At 66.8% G+C, this 24,574-nt stretch carries 18 protein-coding genes and 4 pseudogenes; 13 read left to right on the top strand and 9 right to left on the bottom strand.

Going from position 1 to position 24,574, the window contains the following annotated elements:
* Nucleotides 1-247: 247 nt before the first annotated feature.
* Nucleotides 248-538 (bottom strand): dihydrofolate reductase family protein, encoded by a 291-nt coding sequence (locus P3H15_RS42150; protein WP_346348838.1) that lies wholly within the window; start codon nt 536-538, stop codon nt 248-250.
* 591 nt (nt 539-1,129) lie between these two features.
* Here P3H15_RS42150 and P3H15_RS42145 point away from each other — a divergent pair.
* Together P3H15_RS42145 and P3H15_RS42140 are read left to right on the top strand one after the other, a co-directional pair.
* On the top strand, nt 1,130-2,890 hold the full coding sequence (locus P3H15_RS42145; RefSeq protein ID WP_276142708.1) for an IS1634 family transposase: 1,761 nt from the start codon (nt 1,130-1,132) through the stop codon (nt 2,888-2,890).
* Nucleotides 2,891-2,994: 104 nt separating this feature from the next.
* Nucleotides 2,995-3,279 carry a DUF1905 domain-containing protein gene (locus P3H15_RS42140; RefSeq protein ID WP_276142707.1) on the top strand — a complete coding sequence of 95 codons (285 nt, stop codon included), beginning with the start codon at nt 2,995-2,997 and terminating at the stop codon, nt 3,277-3,279.
* A gap of 385 nt (nt 3,280-3,664) precedes the next feature.
* Here the strand turns inward: P3H15_RS42140 and P3H15_RS42135 are convergent, their stop codons facing one another.
* Nucleotides 3,665-4,195, bottom strand: a complete 531-nt coding sequence (locus tag P3H15_RS42135; protein ID WP_276142706.1) for a DUF1772 domain-containing protein — start codon at nt 4,193-4,195, stop codon at nt 3,665-3,667.
* A gap of 428 nt (nt 4,196-4,623) precedes the next feature.
* Here P3H15_RS42135 and P3H15_RS42130 point away from each other — a divergent pair, with 428 nt between their 5' ends.
* The 5 genes and pseudogenes from P3H15_RS42130 to P3H15_RS42110 all read left to right on the top strand — a co-directional run bounded on the left by P3H15_RS42130 (nt 4,624) and on the right by P3H15_RS42110 (nt 7,617).
* Nucleotides 4,624-5,241, top strand: a complete 618-nt coding sequence (locus P3H15_RS42130; RefSeq protein WP_276142705.1) for a maleylpyruvate isomerase N-terminal domain-containing protein — start codon at nt 4,624-4,626, stop codon at nt 5,239-5,241.
* Between the two features lie 168 nt (nt 5,242-5,409).
* Entirely contained in the window at nt 5,410-6,132 is a 723-nt protein-coding gene (locus P3H15_RS42125; RefSeq protein WP_276142704.1) for an SDR family NAD(P)-dependent oxidoreductase, read from the top strand.
* A 337-nt stretch (nt 6,133-6,469) separates the two neighbouring features.
* A complete protein-coding gene (locus tag P3H15_RS42120; RefSeq protein ID WP_276142709.1) occupies nt 6,470-6,880 on the top strand; it encodes a VOC family protein in 411 nt (136 codons plus the stop codon).
* Nucleotides 6,881-6,949: 69 nt separating this feature from the next.
* Nucleotides 6,950-7,075 (top strand): annotated as a pseudogene (locus P3H15_RS42115) (Rho termination factor N-terminal domain-containing protein); the annotation flags it as partial.
* A gap of 176 nt (nt 7,076-7,251) precedes the next feature.
* Nucleotides 7,252-7,617, top strand: a complete 366-nt coding sequence (locus tag P3H15_RS42110; protein ID WP_276142703.1) for a YtxH domain-containing protein — start codon at nt 7,252-7,254, stop codon at nt 7,615-7,617.
* 102 nt (nt 7,618-7,719) lie between these two features.
* Here P3H15_RS42110 and P3H15_RS42105 read toward each other — a convergent pair whose 3' ends face one another.
* Together P3H15_RS42105 and P3H15_RS42100 are read right to left on the bottom strand one after the other, a co-directional pair.
* Nucleotides 7,720-9,012, bottom strand: a complete 1,293-nt coding sequence (locus tag P3H15_RS42105; protein WP_276142702.1) for a wax ester/triacylglycerol synthase domain-containing protein — start codon at nt 9,010-9,012, stop codon at nt 7,720-7,722.
* A gap of 64 nt (nt 9,013-9,076) precedes the next feature.
* Nucleotides 9,077-9,691, bottom strand: a complete 615-nt coding sequence (locus tag P3H15_RS42100; RefSeq protein ID WP_276142701.1) for a TetR/AcrR family transcriptional regulator — start codon at nt 9,689-9,691, stop codon at nt 9,077-9,079.
* Between the two features lie 243 nt (nt 9,692-9,934).
* On the opposite strand from P3H15_RS42100, the gene P3H15_RS42095 reads away from it, so the two are divergent.
* From P3H15_RS42095 to P3H15_RS42085, 3 genes are all read left to right on the top strand, one after another.
* Complete coding sequence (locus P3H15_RS42095) at nt 9,935-10,885, top strand: metal-dependent hydrolase (RefSeq protein WP_276142700.1); 951 nt, start codon at nt 9,935-9,937, stop codon at nt 10,883-10,885.
* Nucleotides 10,885-12,042 (top strand): hypothetical protein, encoded by a 1,158-nt coding sequence (locus P3H15_RS42090; RefSeq protein ID WP_276142699.1) that lies wholly within the window; start codon nt 10,885-10,887, stop codon nt 12,040-12,042. The genes P3H15_RS42095 and P3H15_RS42090 overlap by 1 nt, the downstream gene beginning before the upstream one ends.
* A gap of 171 nt (nt 12,043-12,213) precedes the next feature.
* Nucleotides 12,214-12,372, top strand: a complete 159-nt coding sequence (locus P3H15_RS42085) for a hypothetical protein (RefSeq protein ID WP_192582079.1) — start codon at nt 12,214-12,216, stop codon at nt 12,370-12,372.
* A gap of 22 nt (nt 12,373-12,394) precedes the next feature.
* Here the strand turns inward: P3H15_RS42085 and P3H15_RS55600 are convergent.
* From P3H15_RS55600 to P3H15_RS42065, 4 genes and pseudogenes are all read right to left on the bottom strand, one after another.
* Nucleotides 12,395-12,568 (bottom strand): annotated as a pseudogene (locus P3H15_RS55600) (antibiotic biosynthesis monooxygenase); the annotation flags it as partial.
* A 79-nt stretch (nt 12,569-12,647) separates the two neighbouring features.
* A complete protein-coding gene (locus P3H15_RS42075) occupies nt 12,648-19,781 on the bottom strand; it encodes a non-ribosomal peptide synthetase (protein ID WP_276142697.1) in 7,134 nt (2,377 codons plus the stop codon).
* 151 nt (nt 19,782-19,932) lie between these two features.
* Nucleotides 19,933-20,722 (bottom strand): annotated as a pseudogene (locus tag P3H15_RS42070) (glycine betaine ABC transporter substrate-binding protein); the annotation flags it as partial.
* A complete protein-coding gene (locus P3H15_RS42065; protein WP_276142696.1) occupies nt 20,622-20,963 on the bottom strand; it encodes a helix-turn-helix domain-containing protein in 342 nt (113 codons plus the stop codon). The gene P3H15_RS42065 and the pseudogene P3H15_RS42070, both read right to left, overlap by 101 nt.
* A gap of 16 nt (nt 20,964-20,979) precedes the next feature.
* Between P3H15_RS42065 and tnpA the strand changes: the two are divergent.
* Nucleotides 20,980-21,427: pseudogene (gene tnpA / locus P3H15_RS42060) on the top strand (IS200/IS605 family transposase).
* Between the two features lie 112 nt (nt 21,428-21,539).
* On the opposite strand, the gene P3H15_RS42055 reads toward tnpA, so the two are convergent.
* Nucleotides 21,540-21,740 (bottom strand): hypothetical protein, encoded by a 201-nt coding sequence (locus P3H15_RS42055; RefSeq protein ID WP_276142695.1) that lies wholly within the window; start codon nt 21,738-21,740, stop codon nt 21,540-21,542.
* A 416-nt stretch (nt 21,741-22,156) separates the two neighbouring features.
* Between P3H15_RS42055 and P3H15_RS42050 the strand changes: the two genes are divergently transcribed.
* Together P3H15_RS42050 and P3H15_RS42045 are read left to right on the top strand one after the other, a co-directional pair.
* Nucleotides 22,157-22,903 (top strand): YcnI family protein, encoded by a 747-nt coding sequence (locus P3H15_RS42050; protein ID WP_276142694.1) that lies wholly within the window; start codon nt 22,157-22,159, stop codon nt 22,901-22,903.
* Entirely contained in the window at nt 22,890-24,563 is a 1,674-nt protein-coding gene (locus P3H15_RS42045) for a CopD family protein (protein ID WP_276142692.1), read from the top strand. The genes P3H15_RS42050 and P3H15_RS42045 overlap by 14 nt, the downstream gene beginning before the upstream one ends.
* Nucleotides 24,564-24,574 lie beyond the last annotated feature (11 nt).

The raw sequence follows: 24,574 nt of genomic DNA, 5'->3' as shown, positions 1-24,574 counted from the left end.
CCTCGATCTTCCAGCGGTCGGTGAACAGCGCGTCGACGTCGATGCCGTGCTGCGCGACGAAGCGGGCGCATTCGCCCATCCCGACGTGGGAGAACGTGTAGGAGCCGATCCGCCCGCCGGAGTGCTCCGAAGGCAGTGCCTGTGCCGCAAGCGATTGCAAGGAGGGGCCGGTACTACTTGTCGGTTGACGCATACACCAGTTCGAGGATCCCGGACGGGAAGGCAGCGCTTTTCACCAAACGCAGGGTCATGGGCTGATCCAACTCCGGCAACAGCGCCGCCTCTTGCCCGTGGCAGCGGGCAACACCCACAGCCGGTACTCGTCCACCACCCCGAGCTTGATCAGCGAGTTCACGAACTCGATGCCGCCGGCGGCGAGGTCCTTGCCGGGCTCGGCCTCGAGCGTAGCGATCTCCTCGGCCGCGTCACCGCTGAACCATCCAGGTCCCAGTCGCACGGCTGATTTCAGGGTACGAGAGAGCACGACCTTGGGGATCTCGTTCGTGGCCCTGGCGGAGGGTGATCGGAGGTGGGCCAGTAGCCGGCCATGATCTCGTAGGTGTTGCGGCCTGTGAGGAAAGGCCCAGCATCACACAGCCGACTGACGAAGTATTTCATTTCTCTTGCTCGGGGGCGTCGATGCTCATCATGACGTCGGTGTGTCCAGCGGTATCGACTGCGGAGCCACTCGAAATTCATCGATGCAGCCGAGATCGTGTGCTGGAGACTGCTGGAACTTCTGGTCCCCATTAACCTGGGGTTATGGAAGCACTACGTGCGCAAGGAACCGATCCCGTCCGAGCCCGCGCGCACCCGACCTGAGGCACAGGATCCACAGGATGACGTTCCGAGACCTCCGCCGTAGTCTCCGACGACTTCTCCACGACCGGCGAGAGCCCCTATTCGTCGGCCTCACCTCGGCGCACGGACGGCTCCACACCGACATCTTCCATTTCAGCAGGAGTGGCGGCGTGGTAGGCAGCGGACTCTAACCCCAAGTTACGCCGGGTAGTGGTGGCGGTTTCGTGCGTGGCCTGCTGTTTCCTGGATTCTCCACTCGGTGGATGTAGTCAGAATACTGGGCATGTCACGACAGTAATGTGCTGCGAATTCGGCTAACATGACGGTTATGGCAAAGCGTGGCGACGCGGTTCATGTGGTCAGAGTGCGGAAGTCGCACGTGGACAAGCAGGGACGACACCGCGACTACCAGTCCGCCTATCTGCGGCGGACGTTCCGCGAGGGCACCCGCGTGCGCAACGAGACGGTGGCGAACCTGTCCACCCTCCCCGCGCACGTGATCGACTGGGTCGAGGCCGGGTTGAAGGGACAGACGCTGGTGCCCGCCGACACCGCCGCCACGGTGATCCGCTCCGTCCCGCACGGACACGTCGCCGCGGTCTGGGCCCAGGCCAAGGCGCTGGGCCTGCCGGCCCTGCTCGGTCCGGCCGGCCGGATGCGGGATCTGGCGATGGCGCTGATCCTCGCCCGGGCGGTGGCCCCGGCCTCGAAACTCGCCACCACCACCTGGTGGGCCGACACCACCCTCGGGGAGGACCTCGACGTCGCCGCGGCGTCCACCGACGAGGTATACGCGGCGATGGACTGGCTGACAGGCCGCCAGGACCACATCGAAAAACGGCTCGCCAGAAAACATCTGGACCCGAAGGTGAACCCCACCCGGATCGCGATGTTCGACCTGTCCTCGTCCTGGGTGACCGGCCGACACTGCGACCTCGCCGCCCGCGGCTACTCCCGCGACGGGAAGAAGGGCTGCGAGCAGATCGAATACGGGCTGCTCACCGACCCCGAGGGTCGCCCGGTCGCGGTGCGGGTGTTCGAAGGCAACACCGCCGACCCCACTGCCTTCACCCACGCCGTGACGGCGGTCAAGGACACCTTCGGGCTGGAGAACATGCTGATGGTCGGTGACCGCGGCATGATCACCGCCGCCCGCATCACCGCCCTCAAAGAACTCGGCGGCCTGGGCTGGTTGACCGCGCTGCGGGCCCCGCAGATCGCGGCGCTGGCCGCCGACGACGGGCCGCTGCAGATGTCACTGTTCGATACCCAGAACTTCGCCGAGATCAGCCACCCGGACTACCCCGGGGAACGGCTGATCGCCTGCCGCAACCCGGCCCTGGCCGACGAACGCGCCCGCAAGAGGAGTGAGCTGCTGAATGCCACCGAGGCGGAACTGGGCAAGGTCGTCGCCGCGGTCACCGCGGGCCGGCTGTCCGGGGCCGGGAAGATCGGGGTGAAGGTCGGCCGGGTATTGGGGAAATACAAGATGGCCAAGCACTTTCGCCTCGACATCACCGACGCCACGCTCACCGTGGAGCGCGACCAGACGGGCATCGACGCCGAGGCCGCCCTCGACGGGATTTACACCCTGCGCACCACCGCCACCGTCGACGAGCTCGGCACCGCCGCGGTGATCGACGCCTACAAGAACCTCTCCCGCGTCGAACGCGACTTCCGCTCCCTCAAGGCCATCGACCTCGACCTGCGCCCGATCCACCACCGCCTCACCGACCGGGTGAAAGCGCACGTGCTGATCTGCATGCTCGCCGCCTACCTCACCTGGCATCTGCGTAAAACCCTGGCACCGTTGACGTTCACCGACGAACACCCACCCGCACGGGAGGATCCCGTCGCCCCCGCGGCCCGCTCGGCGGCCGCGACCCGCAAGGCCTCACGCCGCAAAGACGACACCGACCAGCCCGTCCGCTCCTACCAAGGCCTGCTCGCCCACCTGGCGACCCTGACCCGCAACGACCTACGCTACGGCGACGACGGGCCGATCGTGCCCACCCTCGCCGTCCCCACCCCCACCCAACGGCGCGCCTTCGAACTCCTCGACACCACCATCCCCCTCACCGTCAGGTAGCCAGAACAACCACCACCGGACAGCAACGAACCCCCAGCTCAACCGCGGTTTCGCCCGTCCTCATGGCAGTAACTTCGGTCTAACGCTCGCGAAGGAGCAAGAGCATGGCAGATACCCGACCCCTGGACATCACCTTCACCGCCCGGCTGAGCAAGGTCCGTCCCGGGGACACTTGGACGTGCGTGCAGCTGCCCGACTCGGCACGGATATTCGGTACCCGTGGTCTGGTCAAGGTCGCTGGGACCATCGACGCGCACCCGTTCACCGGAGCGTTCATGGCACTCGGAGATGGCACCCACAAGCTGCCCGTAGCTGCCGCCATCCGCAAGGCGATCGGCAAGAACGACGGTGACGACGTCGAGGTACGCCTCACGGAGCGACTGAACTGAAGCCACCGAAGGCAGGACGTCCGGTACGGGATCCACTTTCGGGACGGCCCCTGCCCACCGTGCGCTGAGCGCGGAGGGTTCCCGCTGTCGGAGGCCCCGTCAGAGCTGGTCGGGGACCGCTCGGTGGGGCGTGCGGGCGATGCGGCCTCTCTGGAGTGGGGGTACAGGTATGCGGTGCCGATGATCGACCACACGATGGCCCAGGCAGTGCCGCATCCGATGCTGTGGGTCAGGTGTGAGGCGTCGTGCTCTCATTCGTACTTCGGCCGGGGATCCTCATGCGACAAGACGTTCGCCGAATCACGCACAGCGTCGGCGCCCACAGATGACCGAAGGCATCTTCGGTCGAGCCTTCTGACAGGAAGATGAGTTGCTGCCCTCGGCGTCACCCCGATGTGGTGACGATCTCACGTCGACCGGCAGCGAGTGCAATGCAGGAGAGGGCGGCGGAGGCTACGCCCAATCCCGTGCGAATCCAGTTCCAGCGATACCAGGCGGTCAGCTCGGCGTGCACGGCCTGGGGTGGGAACGCGGGGTCGAGCAGGGCGAGGTTCGCATCCAGGAAGTAGATGGGGAGCAATACGAATGTCCCGACCATGCACGTCGTCGCCAGAGCCCACGCGAAGCGGCCGGGTCGGCGACTCGTGACGGTCGAGTACGTCGTCATGCTCAGCAGCACGACCGAGGCGACCTCGAACGGGAAAACGGTCGCTCCGGTGGCGGGTCCGAGTCTCGCGAACTCCGACAGGAATGCCGCCGGATCCATTTCCCGCCAGTGCGGAACAATCACGGTCTGGGTGAGCAGGGCTCCCCCGGCGAAGGCCGAGGTAAAGGCAACCGCGGTGGTGTCGATGATGCGGGCTGCGGACCCGGTCGCGGGTCCGCGAGGGGGCAGCGCACTCGAGGGCTGAGCCATTGGGTCACTCCGGATCTCTCGCTCGATCGATTCCGGTCGGCGGCGTTTGCGTTGGCGACAATTCCGCACAACTCCATAGTCGCCGCCTTGACGCTCTTCGTCGACAAGCAAGGGTCTGCCTGCGCCGGTGATGGCTCGCTTTCGGGGCTGGGTTTGCCCATCGCGAGTTGGCGTCGAAGACAGGTTCAAGAGAATGGGGCGGCCATCCCTGAATATTCCGGTACCGGTGAACAGTTGGATTCGCATGCGGACGAGGCATTCTCGTGGTTCTCGAGGAAGGTCGATGCGCGCCCACAGGGGCGGGTGCGCAGCACTGGTCCAAACCGCGTCGCTGCTCATGACGGACCGATTCCCGCTGCCGGATGCTCGGTCGGTGATGAGGATGTCGCCGAGTGCGGACGGACACTGGCGGCTGCGATACTGAGCTGATGGACGGTCCAACTGCTCATGCCTTCGACAGTGCCGCGCGACGGTTTCTCGAGGTCAGCGCGTCCGCGACAGGTCACTATGACTCCCCCGGTCTCGGTGAGTGGTCCGTGCGCGACCTGCTGGGGCACACCAGCAGGTCGCTGACGACGGTGGAGACCTACCTCGACGTCGACGGCGACGACTCCGGCCCGGTAGATCTAGCCGACGCCGTCGCGTACTACCTGGCCATCGCCGGTGCCCTGGCTGACACCGCAGCGGTGGCGCAGCGGGGACGCGCCGCCGGCGCCGCGCTCGGGGAGGACCCGACGGCCGCGCTGACCGTGCTGGTTGCCCGGGTACCCGAGCGGGTCCGGGCCGCTCCGGCCACCGCCTTGGTGCGCACACCGTTCGGGACGATGACCTTGCAGGGCTACCTTCCAACCCGAACCCTCGAGCTGACGGTGCACACCTGCGACTTGGCAGCCGCCCTCGGCGTCAGCGCCGACCTCCCCCACGATGCAGTAGCCGAGACGTTCGCCGTCATCGGTGGCCTGGCCGCAGCGCAGGGAACAGCACCCGCCGCGCTGCTGGCCTTGACCGGCCGCCTCCCCCTGCCCGCCGGTTACTCGGTCCTCTGACGCATCACCGCTCTCCCACCATCCAGCGTCGACCGCGTGCCGCGAACCCATTCGCATCCGGGCACATTGCGCGCGCTCGATCGGGATCACGACGAAGTCCGGAATCGCGCGCCGCCCTCTCGTGTGCGGTCCTACCCTGGGACGCGAGAGACGGAAGGTGGATCAGTCATGCTGCTGCAGAACCGCACCGCGATCGTCCACGGGGGAAGTGGCGCTGTCGGCTCCGCGGTCGCGCGGGCGTATGCGAGGGAAGGTGCCGAGGTACACCTCACCGGACGCACGCGAAACACACTCGAAAATGTCGCCCACCGCATCAGGGACGACGGCGGGATTGCGCACTTCGCCGTTCTCGACGCGGTGGACCGGGACGCAGTCGAACAACATGCCGCTGCGGTGGCGGATCAGAGCGGCCACCTCGACGTCTGCTTCAACGCCACCTTCAACGACGACGTCCAAGGCACGCCGCTCGTCGACATGCAGGTCGGCGATGTCATGCAGCCGGTCGCCAAGGCGGTCACGTCGAGCTACACCGTGGCTACGGCCGCCGCGCGCCACATGGTGAAACGCGGCACCGGCGTCATCCTCGTCATGGCCGGCGGACGGGAGGCGATCCCGAACCTCGGTGGCTCCCACGTCGCGTGGGCCGCACTCGCCGGCCTCTGCCGGCAGTTCGCCGCCGAACTCGGTCCGCAGGGTGTCCGTGTCGCCTGGCTGCTGTCGCCGGGCTCCCCGGAACCGGACGAGCCAGATCTGGACGCCACGCGTCTGCTGCTGCCACGTCGCCCGAGTTATGCCGATGTCGCGAACGCTGCCGTCTTCGCCGCGTCCGACTGGGCCTCGACGATGACCGCGACCGAGATCAACCTGACCGGGGGCGCCGTCGTCGACTGACGAGGTCTGCAGGATGGACGAACGCCCGGATCAGGAGCGACGCGGTGATCTCAGCGTGATCCGCTCCTGACCGGTACGCGTCGGCAACCACTGGCATGGTTTCTGAACAACGCTGTTGCTCAGTGTTTTTCGAGGCGGTCCTCCGGCCCGAACAAGGGGGGATTCAGGCCGGAAGACCTGGCTGGCGCGCCGCCATCGCATGCTGCGCGCGCAGCGTCCACACGGAGTACCCGCGACTGACCGGTTCATGCCCCGGCGATCACCCTGATTCGCGCAGCAGAATATGCGACGGTTGACCCACGAGATCTCCAGCGCCGAATGTAGAGCGGAGGACATCATGTTGCTCGACGGGGTCAACCATATTGCCTGGGTATCCAAGGACGCCGCCCGCCTGGGCAGGTTCTATGCCGACGTATTCGACGCCGACGTCGGACCGACACGGCCGCACGGCCGCGACGGAGGAGAAACGATGACCGTCATCCGGATCGGCCCGCATACCGAGTTGAACATCTTCGTGATCGACGGCAACACCGAAGCCGAGCGTCAGACACCGATGTGGGGGCGGGGTCGCATCGACCACGTCGGTCTGCAGGCGGCCTCACCGGAGGCCTTCGAGGTGATCCGGCAGCGGCTGATCGACGCGGCCGCCAGCGATGGAGCCATCAACGACTTCGGTACTGCACAGAGCATCTTCTTCCGGGACCCCGACGGCCTCGAAGGGGAAGTGCTGATAGCCACGGCAGGATGAATACCGACCACTCGGCGCTCTCGTTTGAGGCGCCGAGGCCACGGGTAGGCGGAGAACACGGCACCGGTCGGAAGGTTGCAGTCCTACGACGAGTGGACGGTCGACGAGCTCGAGAAGCGAGCCAAAGAACTGGGTGTGAACGGCTACTCGAAGCTGAACAAGCAGGAACTCATCGACAAGCTCCGCAATCACTGAGGCGGCACGCCCTCAATCATTGCCGTGAGCAACAGGGTTGGTACGACGCGTCCGCGGGGCGATCCACAGTGTGGGCATGTTCGTTTGGGTTCTTCAGTTGGGGGCACGCTGTGTAGAGGGCGTTCGGACGACGGTCCGGCTGACCCGCTCGTGCCACACAACAGTCAGGAGATGTCATGCAGAAAGTGTTGACCTTCGCAGCGGGCGCGGCCGTGGGCTTCGTCCTGGGCACCCGATCCGGCCGGCAAACCTACGAGAAGATGAGACATCAGTCCGTCGAACTCTGGCACAACCCCACCGTGCAGGAGAAGGTGAGCGACGCGACGGAAACCGTCAAGCACAAGGCGCCGCAAGTTCAGCACAAGGTCGGTGAACTGGCGAAAAAGGCTACCCACCGGCACACCGACACGAACTCGACGACTGCGCCCACCAACGGAGCGTCGCTGGGTGACGCTGCAACCCCGGCTCCGGCGGCCCCCACTCCGACCGACGCGGACACCGCGACGGGTCTTCCGCCGACGCGCGGCCAATCTGCGGGGTGAGGCTGGATCATTCGTGCCGGATCATGCAGTCGGCAGTCGCGAGCACGCCCGAGTGATGCGGAACGCGATGCCGTGGTGCCCGTGTACCCATCCAGGCACACGTCAAGGCGTCGATGCGGCGTCATGCAGTTCGGCGTACGAATCTTCCATCGCCACCGCCAGCCGGGCAATATCGGGCAGCGCCTCGGGGTCGGTGCAGAGCCCGATTCCGACGACACCGGCGCAGGAAATCGCTGAGATCCTCAGTGCGTGGTGAACGGCGGGCTCCGAGGACGAGAAGAGCCGCTCCACCCGACGTCCGGCAACGCTCACCGGCACCGGCGGGCCCGGGACGTTCGAGATCGCGAGGCTGAATTCCCGCGCACTCCCGGCCAGACGCTGTACAGCTTCCCCGACGCGCTTCACGCGTCCGAGAGCGTGGAAGAGATCATAGAGTTCGTCGGCGTCGTCGAGGTGCTTGCGCTTCCTGGTCTCGGCGCTGATCCGGTCGAGTCGGGTGAGCGGATCCGGCTCGGCGAGCGGCAGATCGATGTTCAGGAAGGAATCGCGGTTTCCGACCTCCGCTCCCTCATCTCGGTGGTGAAGACTGACTGGAACCTGAGCCCGAAGGCGCGGGAGCGTGCCCGCTCCGGCGGAGAGCCAGCTCCGCAGGCCGCCGGCGACGATCCCCAGGAGCACGTCGTTGACAGTGGCGCGAGTGGGACGCGAGGCCCCGATGGTTTTCAGCTCCGAGAGCGGGGCGACGGTGAACGCGAGCTCGCGGGCGGCACTGATCGGACGGTCGAAGGGCGAGCGTGAGCCGCGGTGGCCGAGCTCGCGGTGCATCGCCGCCGGCATCCGCAGCACCTCGTCGACCTTCGAACGCTGCGTCGAATCGGTGCGAACACCCGGTCGCGACCGGCGCGAGCCCGGTTCGGCGTGTCGATCCCAGAGAACGTCGTCCAGGAAGCGCACCGCAGCAATCCCGTCGGCCATCGCGTGATGGATCCGGACGGCGATCGCCTCGCGCCCGTCGCCGAGGGGTCCGAACAGATCGAAGGTCCACAGTGGACGCTCGCGGTCGAGGTGCTCGGACATCAGCGTGCTGACGGCCCGCCACAGATCGGCCCGCGACGCACACGCAGCATCTTCCCGGCGCCGGATGTGGTAGCTGATGTCGAAGGCGGTCGCGGCGGTCCAGCGCGGCTCCGAACCCGAGGTGTCGATCCGCTGCGTCGCGCGCGGCTGGCGCGAAAGGCGCTCGGCCACCGCAGTTCGCAGGGCATCGAGGTCCAGCGGGCCGGAGCCGGGCTCGAGGATCACCAGCTTCAGGGTATGGCCGGATATCACCGTCGATTCGAGCCCCAGAATATGGGCATCGTCGGCGGAGAGCCGATCGGGATCCTCGCGGGTCACCTCGGCAAGTCTATTCGCCTCTGTACCTCGTCGAACCAGGAACGTCGAACCAGGCCCCCGGACTTCACCCAGTGGACGCCGGACTCCCCGTGACGGCGACCGCGGATCCCACCCATCGGCGCAGATACGCACGCAGTTCGTCCTGGCTACGCGGCGGGTTTCCCGGCGAGATGAAGAACGACTGCATCGTCCGCAACTGATACTCGACGAGCTCACGCAGGGCGTGCTCCCCGTAGCCGTGCCGCTCCCAGTCGACATCGAAGCGCCGGATCATCGTCATTCCGAAGGCGAGGGCTTCCTCGGATGTGATTCCCTCGGTATGTGAATGGGAACCGGACAGCATGATGCCGAGTTGCGGAACGCGGGGCGCTTCGTTGAGCGTGTAGATCACGGCCTCGACCACAGCCTCTGCGGGATCCTCGATGCCGGCGACGTGTTCCGTCAAGCGGTCGAGGAATCCGTCGACCGCGGCGATGGCTGCGGCCCGCAGGAGTGAGTCGGTGCTGGGAAAGTACCGGTACACCGTCTGACGGATGACGCCGAGGGATTCCGCAACGTCGGCGATGCTGATCGCCGTGCCTTTCCGGCTGATGAGCTCGACTGCGGCGATGACGATTCGCCGGGACGCTTCCTCGTCACTTCCGGGTGGGCTGCCACCCCACCCACGCCTGCCTGCCATTGCCCGTTCCCCTACCTCTCGCACTGCGCCGTCGGCCCGGACGGGCTGCACGGGACGACGGCACAGTGCCCGACCTGGACTCAGAGGTTACCGCGAGCGCGTCCCGCTTCCGGCCACCGCAGTTCTCCCCGAATCTGTCGAAAGTAATCATACAGCGACTAGGGTATGTGTATGTTATTGAGCTTGGTCTCCACTTGCCCGCAGACTTCAGCCCACTCGGCCGCACGAGACGAGGAATTGCACATGTCCGACCTGCATCCCAGAAAGATGGATTTCGCGTTCGACGAACGGGACGTCCCGTTCCTCTGGAACCCCGACAACCCCGCCTGGTCGAGCATGTCGAACGCGATCTCGTTCCTGGCCATTGGTTTCGAGAAAATGATCGTCAAGGCGATCATGCAGGCCAAACCGCTGATGACCGATCCCGAGGTCGCGGAGGAAGCCGTGGCGTTCATGCGCCAGGAGGGCCACCACTCGACCGCACACCGTCAGCACGTCAAGGCCCTGATCAGGCGGTATCCGGGACTCCAGAACACGCTCGACGCGGTGATCGGCGAGTACGACCTCCTCACCGAGGCGACGAGCCTGAACTACCGACTCGCCTACACCGCAGACCTGGAGGCGACGTTCACACCGGTGTTCAAGCTGATGCTCGACAACGACGCGACCCTCTTCCGGCCGGGCGACGACCGGGTTGCGTCCCTGTTCATCTGGCACTTCGTCGAGGAGGTCGAACACCGAAGTTCAGCGCTGGTGATCTTCAATTCCCTTGTCGGAGAGGAGCTGTATCGGATGAGGATGGCGCCGTCGATCTTCACGCATGCGATGAAGGTCGTCCGAATCGCCTGCGCCGGGTTCAACCAGCACGTCCCGCTGAGGGAGCGGAAGGTCGATTCGATGTCGATGTTCGCGACGCACCGCACCAAGCAGAAACTGCTCACCGCGTTCGCGCCCTACCTGAGCAAAGGAATCATGCCGCGCGCGTTCGACGACCTCCCCCGCGGGGAACAACTCACCGCCCTGGCCGGCGTCGTCCGGAGTCAGATGCCGAAGCACAACCCGACGCACGAGAAGCTGCCCGCGCTCGCCGACGAGTGGTTCACCCGATACGACGCCGGCTACGACTGCACCCGCTGGTACACCGCCGAGTCGGGTGACCGTCGGACCGAGTCCGCGGCGGCGGTGGTCAACTGATGACCGATCTCTGCTCACCCACCTTCGACCAGCTGTCGACGGCGCTCGGCTTCTCGTGCGCCGAGGCCGGTGGACTCGTCGAGGTCCGCAATCCGTTGGCCCTGGAGAACTGGACGCTGCCGGTTCTCGAGTTCACGATCGTGCTCGGGTCGGTGCTCGCACTCGTGTTCGCGATCCTGCGCTGGCGCCGCAACGGCGATCCGACCACGCTGGTGCTCTGGTTCGGCGCCACCGCGTATCTGTTCGTCATCGAACCGCCGCTGTACTTTCCGGCGGCGTTCGGGATCGAGGAACACGTGGACACGATGTTCGCGCACAACGTGTTCACGGTGGACTTCCTGTGGGGCCGGCTACCCCTGTACATCATTGCGATCTATCCGCTGATGGCCACGGTGGCCTTCGAGCTCGTCCGGATGCTCGGCGTCTTCCGGAAGTACGGCGTGCTCGTCGGCGCGGTCTGCGTGGGCTTCGTGCACCACGCGTTCTACGAGATCTTCGACCAGCTCGGACCGCAGCTGAGGTGGTGGGAGTGGTCGACCACCAACCCGGTCAACCAGCCCATGTTCGATGCGGTCCCACTGCCGAGCGTCGTGGTGTTCGCGGCACTGTGGCCGATGTCGCTGGCGCTGTGCGTCCAATTCTTCGTGGGTCGCCACACCGACCGGGGCCGAACCTTCACCGGACTCGAACTGGTCTGGCGGACAATCGTAATCGACCTCCTGGCGTCGGCCGGCACGTTCATCCTCCCGATCCCCGCGACAGTCTTCGGGATGGAGAGCACCACGGTGCGGGGATTCCTCTACGCGGCGGAACTCGTCGTCGTCGCGCTCGTCGCGATCCCGGTCCTGGTGCGACAGTGGTCGCGGCTGCGCGGGCGGACGCCGGACGTTCCCGCCTACTCGAACGACTTCGTTCGTGTCTACAGCGTGGTGTACCTCGGCGTGATGGGCCTGCTGTGGGGGACTGCGTTACCGGACTACCTCGCCGCCGTCGACGGCGTCACGAGCAACGGCGATCCCATCGGAAACATCTGGTACACGATCGCCTGCTTCGCGATCGCGATTCTGTGCGTCGCCGCCACCTTCACCGTGCCGCGGAATTCCGTGGACGGACGCGGCCCGGTCGCCGGCAACAGGGAGCCACACGCCGTCCGATAGTTGCCGCGCATCCTCGTGACCGACGACCGCCTCCTGCCAGTCCCGGTCGGTGACCGGGCCGAGTGGCACAGGACCGGGTATGTGGTGTACAACATAGTCGGCCACGATGTGAACCAGATCACAGACGTGACCCCGAGGCACACATATCGGTACCCGACGAAAGCAGGACGCATGGCGACAGTCTCGATCACCCCGGCAACTCCCACCGTGTCGCGGACGCCCCGCCACGGCGGCTCCATGAGCACCGCGGAGATCAAGTCGAGGATCGAGGCCATGTTCGCCGACGACCGCACGCCCGCCCGACGCGCGGGCACCGCAGTCTCCCCGTAGCTGCAGCGGACGCTGTGCTGCCCTCATCCCACTCGACCAGCAGCAGGTAGACGTTCGGGCGCTCGTGGCCGCGTGACAACTGCGGTCGGCGGAATCCGGGCATCGACGAGATGATCGGCTGTGCCTGCCCGAATGCAGATTCGAACTCGGCGACCCTGTCTGGGGTCACGGACAGCAGTGCGTGTTCCACGATCATCCGCACAGTATGCGACTTCGCACGGACCCAACGATCTCGGGGCGTCGGCACAACCGCCGACGCCCCCTCTTTCTACCCGTTACGACACGACGACCCGCGTCGCCTTGTCGGCGATCATCACGTGGTGAGCGAGGACGGGTCCGATGCCTGCGAGGGCTTCCGGACTCGTCATCTGCTGGTGCGACACGGGAACGTTGTGCACGAGGATCTCGCCGCTGATGTGCCGCCGCCACGCGGAGACTCCCGTGGGAGCGTCGACGGAATCTGCCGCTCCGAAGTAGAGCAGATCGACGCCGCTCGGTGTCGACGGGCGGTGCGCGAGCGTGAGGTCCACAGTCTGCGTGAACACCCGGTGCACGGCCTCGAGGTCGCCCGCGGTCACGGCCGCGAATGGTCCGCCGGTTCGCCGCAGCACCTGCACGGCACGATCGGCGGTCGTCGCATCATCTCCGTCATCCGGGACCACCGCGCCGAACTCCGCGAGAAGCGCTGCCATGGTGGGCTTCTCGGCCGTGCGATCGAGGCCCCCGGCCAGATGGGTGTCGAGCATCGCGAGGGTGACCACCTCGTCGCCGGCGGCCGTGAGCTGCACCGCCATCTCCTGGGCGATCTGGCCGCCGACCGAATAGCCCACCAGGTGGTACGGGCCGTGCGGCTGTACCGCACGGATCCGGTCGACATACCGAGCGGCGAGGTCCTCCAGGGAGCCGACGTGCAGGTCCGGGTCGGTCAGCGCCGGGGACTGCAGCCCGTACACGGGACGGTCGCCGAGGTACTGCACCAGTCCGGTGAAGCACCAGGCCAACCCGATCGCGGGATGGATGCAGAACACCGGGCTGCCGGTTCCAGTGGTGCTCAGCGGCAGCAGCACGTCCAGTGACCGGTCTGCCTCATCCTCCGATCCGGGATCCTCCGGCGCCGTGACGATCATGTGTGCCAGGGATTCCGGCGTCGCATGGGAGAAGATCCACTGCACCGGCACGGCCCGCGCGGAAGACTCGGCGATCCGGGCGATCACGCTCGTCGCGGTGAGCGACGTGCCACCGAGCGCGAAGTAGTTGTCGTCGAGGCCGACACGGTCCAGTCCGAGCCCCTCGGCGAACGCGGCGGCCACCACCTCCTCGGTCGCGTTGCGCGGCGCCCGGTACTCGGCGCGCCCCGCGGTGAAGTCCGGTTCCGGCAGGGCCGCGCGGTCGAGTTTCCCGTTCGCTGTCACCGGCACGGCGTCGAGCACCGTCACGGTCGCAGGGACCATGTGCGGGGCCAGGCGCGCGCGGGCGTGTGCCAGGACGGCCGAGGTGTCGAGTTCCGATCCCGCGACGGGGACGACGTAGCCGGCCAATCGTTCGCCGCTGGTGTGCACGACGGCGTGGTCGATTCCGGGGTATCCGAGGAGGGCTGATTCGATTTCGCCGAGTTCGACACGGAAACCACGAATCTTCACCTGAAAATCCGAACGACCCACATACTCGAGCACCGGCCCACCCGGACCCTCCCGCCACCGCACCACATCCCCCGTCCGATACATCCGCTCCCCCGGACCACCGAACGGATCCGCAACGAACCGCGCCGCCGTCAACCCCAACCGATTCCGATACCCCCGCGCCAACGCCGGACCCGACAAATACAACTCCCCCGCCGCCCCGAACGGCACCGGCCGCAACCGCGCATCCAACACCAACTCACCGAACCCACCAACCGGACCACCAATCGTCACCGACTCCCCCACCACCAACGGCTCGCTCGCATTCGACATGATCGTGGCCTCCGTCGGCCCATACGCATTGAACATCTCCCGACCCGGCGCCCACCGAGCAACCAACTCCGCCGGGCACACCTCACCAGCAACCACCAACGTACCCAACGCATCCAGACCGGACGGATCCAACGACGACAACGCCGTCGGCGTCAACACCGCATGCGTCACCCCCTCACAATCCAGAATCCGCGCCAACTCCTCCCCGCCATACACCGTCGGCGGCACCACCACCAACCGGCCACCCATCCCCACCGCCCACACCAACTCGAACACCGACGCATCGAAACTCGGCGACGCACACTGCAACACCCGCGCACCGGCGACAGATCCAAAACCCGAACGCTGCGACGCCACCACATTCGCCAACCCCCGATGCGTCACCACCACCCCCTTCGGCAGACCCGTCGACCCCGACGTATAGATCACATACGCCGCCTGACCCACCCGCACCGGAGCACCCCGATCCACATCCGACACCGCCCCCGCCGACACCGACGACAACCGCTCCACCATCTCGACATCATCGAGCACCACCCACCGCACCGCACCCGGCAACCGCTCCACCGAAGCCGACACCGTCACCCCCACAACCACACCCGAATCAGCAACCATATGCTCGATCCGACCCACCGGATACTGCGGATCCACCGGCAAAAAAGCCGCCCCCGTCTTCGCCACCGCCCACACCGACACCACCGACTCCACCGACCGCGCCACCGCCACCGCCACCACCGACTCGGCACCCACCCCCACCTCCAGCAACACCCGCGCCAACCGATTCGACGCCGCATCCACCTCCCGATACGTCAACCGCCGCCCCCCACACACCACCGCCACCGCATCCGGATCCACCCCCACCGCCGCCGCCAACAACCCCGGCAACGACACCTCCGGGACCGACCCACCACCCACCACCGGCGTCAAACGATCCAACTCCCGCGCGCCGAGAACGTCGATGTCGCCGATCGGGCGATCCGGCAATGCGGTGACCGCGTCGAGGATCCGGACGAACTGATCCGCGAAGCCGCGGACGGTACCCGCGTCCAGGACGTCGGTGGCGAAGCCGAATGCGGCGGACATCCCTGCGGGCGCGCCGGTTTCGTCGATGTTCTCTCTCAGCGTCAGGAACAGATCGCATTTGGCGACCTCGACGCCGGCGTCGACGACCTCGACGGTCAGACCGGGCAGTTCGAGTCGGCTCTCCTCGGTGTTCTGGAATTCGAGCAGCACCTGGAACAGCGGGGCGTGCGCCGTGGACCGCACTGGGTCGACCGCCTGCACGACCCGGTCGAACGGCACTTCTGTCTGCCCGAACGCGCCGAGATCGGTGTCGCGGACGTGCGCCATCAGGTCCGTGAAGGAGCGTTCGGGTGCGACGTCGGTCCGTAGCACCACGGTGTTGACGAACATGCCGACCATCTCGTCCAGTGCCGCGTCGCCGCGGCCGGCGACGGGCGTGCCCACTGCGAGATCCGTCGCACCGCTCAGCCGACCGAGCAGGACGGCGAGAGCGGCGTGCGCGACCATGAACAGTGTCGAATCATGACTCCGAGCAAGTTCGGACAGCTTCCTGTGCAGGTCCGCGCCGATCGCGAACGGCACGGTGGCGCCGTGCGAGGACCGCTGCAGGGGTCGCCGGCGGTCGAGCGGCAGCTCGAGCAGCTCGGGCATCCCGTCGAGGGTCCGGCGCCAGTAGTCCAGCTGCGCCGAAATGGGAGAGTCCGGGTCGGTGTCGCTGCCGAGGGTGCGGCGCTGCCACAGCGCGAAGTCGGCATACTGCACCGGCATCGGCGACCACGCGGGCGGACGTCCGTGTGAACGCGCGGTGTACGCGACCATCACGTCGCGAGCCAGCGGCGCCATCGACGACCCGTCCGCCGCGATATGATGCAGGACCAGGGCCAACACGTGTTCGTCCGGACCGACTCGCAGAAGTGCGATGCGCATCGGGACCTCGCTGCGCACGTTGAATTCGGCCGACGCCAGTGACACCAGCTCGGTCCGCAGCGCCGCTTCGTCAGCGACGGTGACCGGAGTGAGGTCGAGGGTCACCTGGTCCACGGGAAGCACCACCTGGTGCGGGCCGTCCGCGGAGCCGGGGTAGATGGTGCGGAGTGGTTCGTGCCGGTCGACGACGTCCTCGAAAGCGGCGCGCATGGCCTCGATGTCGAGTTCGCCGGACAGGCGCAGCGCGATCGGAATGTTGTAGGCGGGCGAAGCCGTGTCGACCTGGTTGACGATCCACATCCGCTGCTGAGCCAGCGACAGCGGCAGGCGATCGGGGCGTACGCCCCCAGTGAGTGCAGCACGCGCCCCGACGCGGCGATCCGCGTCATCGGCGCGGGCGGCGAACCCCACCACCGTGGGTGCCTCGAACAGCTCGCGGACCCCCAGGCCGGTACCCAGGGCGGAGTTGATGCGGGCGACGACGCGGGTCGCGCTCAGCGAATTGCCGCCCAGATCGAAGAAGTTGTCGTCGAGTCCGGCCCGGTCGAGTCCGAGTACATCGGCGAAGGCATCTGCCACGGTCCGCTCGGTCGCACTGTCCGACGCACGGAAGACGGTGCGTACCACCGCGAAATCCGGTGTGGGCAAAGCCTGCCGGTCCAGCTTGCCGACCGGGGTGAGGGGCAACTCGTCGAGGATCACGATAGTCGCGGGCACCATGTGCGCGGGCACACTGCCGCGCACATGGTCGGTGACCTCGGCGACGTCGGGTTCGCCGGCACCGGACGGCAAGACGTAGGACACCAGTACGGTGTCCCCGGACGGGGCGGTGCGACCGAGGGTCACCGCGAACGCAATACGGGGATGCTGCGTCAGCACCGCATCGATTTCGCCGAGTTCGACACGGAAACCACGAATCTTCACCTGAAAATCCGAACGACCCACATACTCGAGCACCGGCCCACCCGGACCCTCCCGCCACCGCACCACATCCCCCGTCCGATACATCCGCTCCCCCGGACCACCGAACGGATCCGCAACGAACCGCGCCGCCGTCAACCCCAACCGATTCCGATACCCCCGCGCCAACGCCGGACCCGACAAATACAACTCCCCCGCCGCCCCGAACGGCACCGGCCGCAACCGCGCATCCAACACCAACTCACCGAACCCACCAACCGGACCACCAATCGTCACCGACTCCCCCACCACCAACGGCTCGCTCGCATTCGACATGATCGTGGCCTCCGTCGGCCCATACGCATTGAACATCTCCCGACCCGGCGCCCACCGAGCAACCAACTCCGCCGGGCACACCTCACCAGCAACCACCAACGTACCCAACGCATCCAGACCGGACGGATCCAACGACGACAACGCCGTCGGCGTCAACACCGCATGCGTCACCCCCTCACAATCCAGAATCCGCGCCAACTCCTCCCCGCCATACACCGTCGGCGGCACCACCACCAACCGGCCACCCATCCCCACCGCCCACACCAACTCGAACACCGACGCATCGAAACTCGGCGACGCACACTGCAACACCCGCGCACCGGCGACAGATCCAAAACCCGAACGCTGCGACGCCACCACATTCGCCAACCCCCGATGCGTCACCACCACCCCCTTCGGCAGACCCGTCGACCCCGACGTATAGATCACATACGCCGCCTGACCCACCCGCACCGGAGCACCCCGATCCACATCCGACACCGCCCCCGCCGACACCGACGACAACCGCTCCACCATCTCGACATCATCGAGCACCACCCACCGCACCGCACCCGGCAACCGCTCCACCGAAGCCGACACCGTCACCCCCACAACCACACCCGAATCAGCAACCATATGCTCGATCCGACCCACCGGATACTGCGGATCCACCGGCAAAAAAGCCGCCCCCGTCTTCGCCACCGCCCACACCGACACCACCGACTCCACCGACCGCGCCACCGCCACCGCCACCACCGACTCGGCACCCACCCCCACCTCCAGCAACACCCGCGCCAACCGATTCGACGCCGCATCCACCTCCCGATACGTCAACCGCCGCCCCCCACACACCACCGCCACCGCATCCGGATCCACCCCCACCGCCGCCGCCAACAACCCCGGCAACGACACCTCCGGGACCGACCCACCACCCACCACCGGCGTCAAACGATCCAACTCCCGCGCGCCGATCGCGGCGAGTGGAGTGCCGGGGTCCGCGGCGAGCAGTTCGTCGATCAACCCGACGACGGCGGCGTGATGCGACCGCAGTTCGTCGTCGCGGTAGCGGTACGGGTTGGCTTCGAACTCGACGATCGTCGATGCCGGGGTGCCGCTGCGATACACGTTGACGGACAGGTCCGGGACGGGACCGGTGGTGAGGATCCGGAAGTCTCCGGTCAGCGACCCGAACGTGAGGTCCTGATCGAACAGCATCACGTTGATCATCGGTCCCGAGATCCTGCGGGCTTCGGCGGACACACCCAGGTCGCGCAGGATGTCCTCGACGTTGCCGCGCTGGTGTCGCATCGCTCCCATCAGTTCGTGCTGCACCCGGGCCACGAGGTCGCCGACCGTGTCCCCGGATCGGACCTGCACCAGCAGGGGCGCGACGTTGGCGAGCATGCCGCTGGACCGTCGCAGGACGGCGGTGGTGCGGGCAGACAGCGGAATGTCGACGAGGACGTCCTCCCGTCCCGTCCGCCGCGAGAGATGGCAGGCGAAAGCGGCGATCAGCGCGGCGGCCGCCGTCGCGCCCGGCCGGCCGCCGGTGTCCTCGAGCCGGGCGACGGTATCGGGCGACAACGCCGTGCGCACGGTCAGGCTGCGGGCGGCGGGGGGAGCCTCGACATCGGTCAGGGAGGCCCCGTTCGTGCGCCGGTGGAGTCGTTCGGCCCAGTAGTCGCGGTCGGACGAGAACCGGTGGGATGCCCGGTAGTCCTCTTCGAGGCTATGCAGGGTGTGCAGGTCCGCGGCACGGTTCGGTTCGGGAGAACGGTCTTCGACCGCCGCGGTGTACAGGGCGGCGACACGGTTGACCAGCGTCATCGCCGCATATCCGTCAAGGGCGACGTGATGGATCCGGCTGTACCACAGGTGCCGCTCGTCACCCACGCACAGGAGCGACGACTCGCACAGGTGGTCGTGTTCGAAATCTACTCGTGCCGTGTAGTTGTCGTGCATCCACTGCTCTGCCGCCGCCATCGGGTCGGATGCGCCGCGGAAGTCGACGACGCCCATGGCCGCATCGGCAGGCGGATCGATCATCTGGTGTGGTTCCCCGTCGACGTCGATCAGACGCAGGAACACCGACTCGTATTCGTGACCGGCCACGAGCGCGACCGCACGGAACAATTCGACGTCCAGCGGCCCACGAATGTCGACGAACTGCGCGATGCAGATCGGCACATCCGGGGCGAGTTGCTGCGCAAACCACAACCCGTGTTGTGCCGCAGACAGCGGGAAGGGATCCGTTCGGTGCTCACGGTAGATCGCTGGTGCGGCGTGTTCCATCACATCACCAATCAGGGTGTTTGCGCCGCTGGGCTCACGGCGGGACGCTCGGTCCGTCTGTACAGGGGCGCCGGACAAGCCGGTGCCACTACAGTCCCTTGGAACGCCGTGCGCGAGAACACACCCTAGGTGTGTGGTGTGGGCACCCAGATCACTCCACGAGCGACTCGCTCTTCAGCCAGTCGTACGCGACATCTGCGGGATCCTCGCCGTCGATGTCGACTCGGCCGTTCAGTTCCTGCATCAAGTCGTCGGTCAGTCGCTCGGAGACCACACCCAGCAGGTCGGCGATCTCCGGATATCGAGTGATGATCTCGTCCCGGACCACCGCGGTGCCGCTATAGGGCAGGAAGAACTTGCGGTCGTCGTCGAGAACTGAGAGGTTCAGGTTCTTCACGCGACCGTCGGTGGTGTAGACCATTCCGAAGTTGCAGGGCGCTCTGCGCCGTGGACGTGTACACCACACCGGCATCCATCCGGGTGACGTTGCTCGACGGAACACCGCCGGGCGCGTTGAGCGGGATGCCGTAGGTCTCGAGCATCGGAACGAACCCGTCCGCACGACTGAAGAATTCGTCGTCGACTCAGAATGTCCGTTCGGATTCCGGCAAACGTGCGACATCCGAGAGCGACGTGACGCCCAGCCGCTCGGCGGTCGGTGCCGATGCGGCGAAGGCGTACGTGTCGTTGAAGTTGGCCGACGGCAGCCATTCGAGGTCGTGGTCGCGCTGCTCGACATCGTGCACGCGCTGCCACAGTTCCCCGGGATCCGAGATCGTCTCCGTCTCACCGCGGTAGTTCACCCACCCGGTGCCGGTGTACTCCCACAGGATGTCGGCGTCACCGTTGAGTTGTGCTTGCCGTGAGGACGCGGATCCCGGCGCGCCCGTGAGGTCGGTGACCTTCGCGCCCGCCGCGGCCAGGCAGGTCGCGGTGATCTTCCACCAGAACCACCGAGGCGACCTCGCCCAACCAGGCCCGCTCCGGGGTCTTCTTCGCCGCGGTGACCACCCGCTTCTGTACGGCGGTATCGGACAGGCTCACCCCGGCCGCATACGCATCCTGGCGGATGCGCAGGCAGTCATTGAACACCACCCGCGCACACCCGAACGACCGGGCCAGCATGTCCTGCTGACCGGGCGTCGGATAGACGCGGTACTGGTATCGCAACTGCGCACCCACAGAATATCCTTGGTCTATAGTTTCTGAACCGGGATACAGACGCGGCCGCTCTGTTGTTTCCGCCCTGCACGTCCATTTGGTCTTTGTGACCAAGTATCGGGACGGAGTCCTCACCGACGAGATGCCGAGCACGTGCGAACAGGTGATGCGCAGCGTGTGCGACGACTTCGGTTCTCGGCTGGTCGAGTTCACTGGGGAGGGCGACCACGTGCACCTGCTGGTCGAATACCCTCCGACGATCCCAGTCTCGAAGCTGGTGAACAGCATCAATGGCGTCTCCGCACGCCGCCTGCGCGGCCAGCACCGCGAATGGGTGAACCGGCACTCCATGAACGGACATCTCTGGTCCCCGAGCTACTTTCGCCGCATCGTGCGGCGGGGCACCGATCTCGATCATCCGGCAGTACATCGAGCAGCAGCGACAACCGCCTCGCGCTCCCGGTCGGCCGAAGTCGATGCACTAACCCGGCCCTGAAGGACCGGGCCTGCGCGCTACGCTCTGCGCCATGTGAACTCCTTCTGTGGGACCGGCAGCGGCATCGCGCGGCACCGTCCATTGCGTCCGGGGCAAAGGGTTCAGGCGGTCCGGCGGACCGTGTGGGTGGCCGCGCACATCGGGCACCACGTCGCCTCACCGACGATCCACCCGTTGGTGCGCGCAAAGGCGACCGCCTCCGGACGACCGGCGACGGCGGCATCGAATCGGTGCTCACACAGATCGCACCGCAGCATCCATCCACGCTTCCCTGAGGACCGCACCAGTATGTGAACAGTCATGTCACCCCCGTGACTTCGTCAGACTTCGTTCTCAGCATGGCACACCCTGCCCCGCGCTGAGTTGTCCCACACCGGCGCTCCGGGCCGCCGCCCGAACCGACTCTCGTGTTCGGCTGCAGGTGCGCCGTCGCGACGGAGGCGCGACAATTCCTCGACACCAACGGATTCGGAGGTTTCGAACACGCCGACCAGTCGCCGGATCCGCCCTCCGCAGTCCGTGCTGTGGGCGCGAACCCGAGTAACCATCACGCCGATCCGAACCCTCTGCCGCATCCGCGAGGGGCATTAGCATCGTTGGTATTCAGCGGTTTCCGGTGTCTGTTCGCGCGGACGGTCCGGCGTCTCGCCGGCACTCCCCACCCGAAACACACCAGTCATCTGCAACCAACTCGCGCGGTCAATGGAGTCGATCCAGTATGTCGAACAATGAAAATGTCAACGCCGGTCGCCGGTGGAGTGCGATTACGCGCCGCATCGTAGCCGTGACGGCGCTCGGAGGCGTGGCGCTGCTCGGCTTCGCCGCACCTGCCGCGGCGCATGTCCACGTCGACAGCGCGGAGCAGCTCTCGAAGGGCGGATACGGCCTGGTGCGCCTCATCGTTCCCACCGAGTCGGACGACGCGTCGACAATCGGCCTGACCCTCACGGTCCCCGAGGGCGTCGACTTGACCTCGGCTCGGACGCTGCCGATTCCGGGATGGACGGCGACGGTCGAACGTGAGCAGTCGGGCGGCGGGGAACGGGTGTCACGAGTCAGATGGCAGGCGACGGACCCCGCGAATGGATTGAAGACAGCGGAATTCGGGGTGTTCACCCTGTCGGCGGGGCCGTGGCCCGAGGACGTCGACTCGGTTCCGCTACCCACTGAGCAGTTCTACAGCGACGGATCGGTGGTGTCCTGGAACGAGGTTGCCGTCAACGCGGGCATCGAACCCGAACACCCGGCTCCCGTCGTCACGCTCGCCTCCGGTGGCGCGCACGGCGACGGGCACGGCGGCACAGCAGATTCGGCATCGGCGGACGGTTCGTCCCATGTGGCCGCATCCGACAGCGATTCGACAGCGTGGCTGTGGCGCACGATCGCTGTGGTCGCCCTGGTGCTCTCGCTGGGGGCGGCAATCGCGGTGATCACCCTCGTGCGTCGGGGTCATGTCCGAACCTAGCCCGCCGGTGCTCGTGCAGAACGACAACCGCCGATTCGCGGTCACGATGACGCGAGCTGTTGCGTTCGCCTGGCTACTCGCGCTCGTTGCGACGGCAGCATGGTTGGCGCCGCCCGCGTCGGCCCACGCCACCATCGTCTCGGCCACTCCGGGCGATGGGTCGCACGTCGACGTGTCGCTGGAGGTACTGGCCTTCGAGTTGAGTGAGCCGGTCACGCTGGTCGAGGGGTCGGCGCAGCTGATCGACAGCACCGGTGCCCGCCATGCGGTCGCGATCGACCGGGTCGAGGACGGCGGCCGCCGGATCGTGTTGGTGGTCGACGGAAAGATTCCCGACGGGGCGTATCTCGCTACGGCACGGGTGATCTCCGCAGACACCCACGTGGTGTCGCTGTCGAGCAGATTCACGGTGGGCTCGGTCACCCAGTTCGGACACACCCTAGACGCCGGTGCGACAACGACCGGAGCCGAGCAGTACCTCCGCTACCCGAGCAAGTCGGCGGTGTACCTCGGAGTCGTCCTCTCCTCGGGTCTCATGATCGCCGGCCGCTGGGTCTGGCCCACTGCACTGGGCGACCGCCGTTTTCGCACGGTCTACCGGGTGGGAACGGCGGTGTCGACCGTCGGGCTGCTCGGTCGATTCATCGTGCAGGTTGCGGGACAGTCGGGCGGGCTGGTCGACGCGTCGGCGTCGGCTGTCGCAACCGTCCTGGGCGGTCAGCTGGGTGTCGCGATCGTCGTGGCGGTGGTGCTGAACCTCGCCTGCTTCGCGTATCCGCCCGGGACGAACCGGACCGCCGACGTACTCGGGTACCTCCAGGCCGCGTCGGCGGTTGTCGCGATCACGCTCGGCGGTCACGGGGGGTCCACCGAAAGATGGCCGCTGGCGTTCATCGGCACCGCGGCGCACGTATACGCCGCCGCGGTGTGGCTCGGCGGAGTGTGCATCCTGGCTCTCGTAGTCGACGGTGTCGCGCAGCTCGAACGATGGCATCGGGTGGCCGCAGGCCATGTGGTGCTCGTGTCCGCCACCGGTCTGACCCTCGCGATCCTGCAGGTCCGCCCCATCGAGGCGCTGTTTCGCACCTCGTACGGACTGGTGCTGACCGTCAAGGTCGTACTGGTCGGGCTCGTCGTGGTCGCCGGTTACCTGACATACCGTCGGTACCGTCACGGAACGACCGACCCGGCCGGGGACCGCGGTGAGAACCCGCGGCGCTCGCGCACCGTGATCGTCGAGGCCGCTCTCGCGGTCGCGGTCCTCGCTGCGACATCGTTGCTGTCGTCTCTCACACCTGCCAGGGACAGCTACACCACGAGTGTGCACACCGAGCTGAATTTCGGTGCGTCGGAGATCCTGGACGTCGAGATCGACTCCGTTCGCCGCGGCCCCCAGACCTTGACCGTCCGGTTCCGGACCCCGGATGCGGGGTTCGCCGCGGGCGCAGCGCTGCCCGACGTGGACGTCGAACTCTCCTCGGCCGTCGCCAATGTCGCACGGATGCCGGTCGAACTCACCAGAACGGGACCCGACGGCGACGGACTCACCTGGATCAGTGACGGGATGATCGTGCCGACCGCCGGGGAGTGGAAGGTCACCGTTCGGTTCGAGGGCACCCACGGACCCAAGCTGGCGTCCTTCGATTACGAGGTCCTCTAGAGAATCCGGCA

Source organism: Rhodococcus sp. T2V (genome assembly GCF_029269925.1).
GTDB classification, from domain to species: Bacteria; Actinomycetota; Actinomycetes; order Mycobacteriales; family Mycobacteriaceae; genus Rhodococcus_F; species Rhodococcus_F koreensis.
Note: the sequence above shows the minus strand (reverse complement) of the source record. Positions and strands in the feature narration are given on the sequence as shown.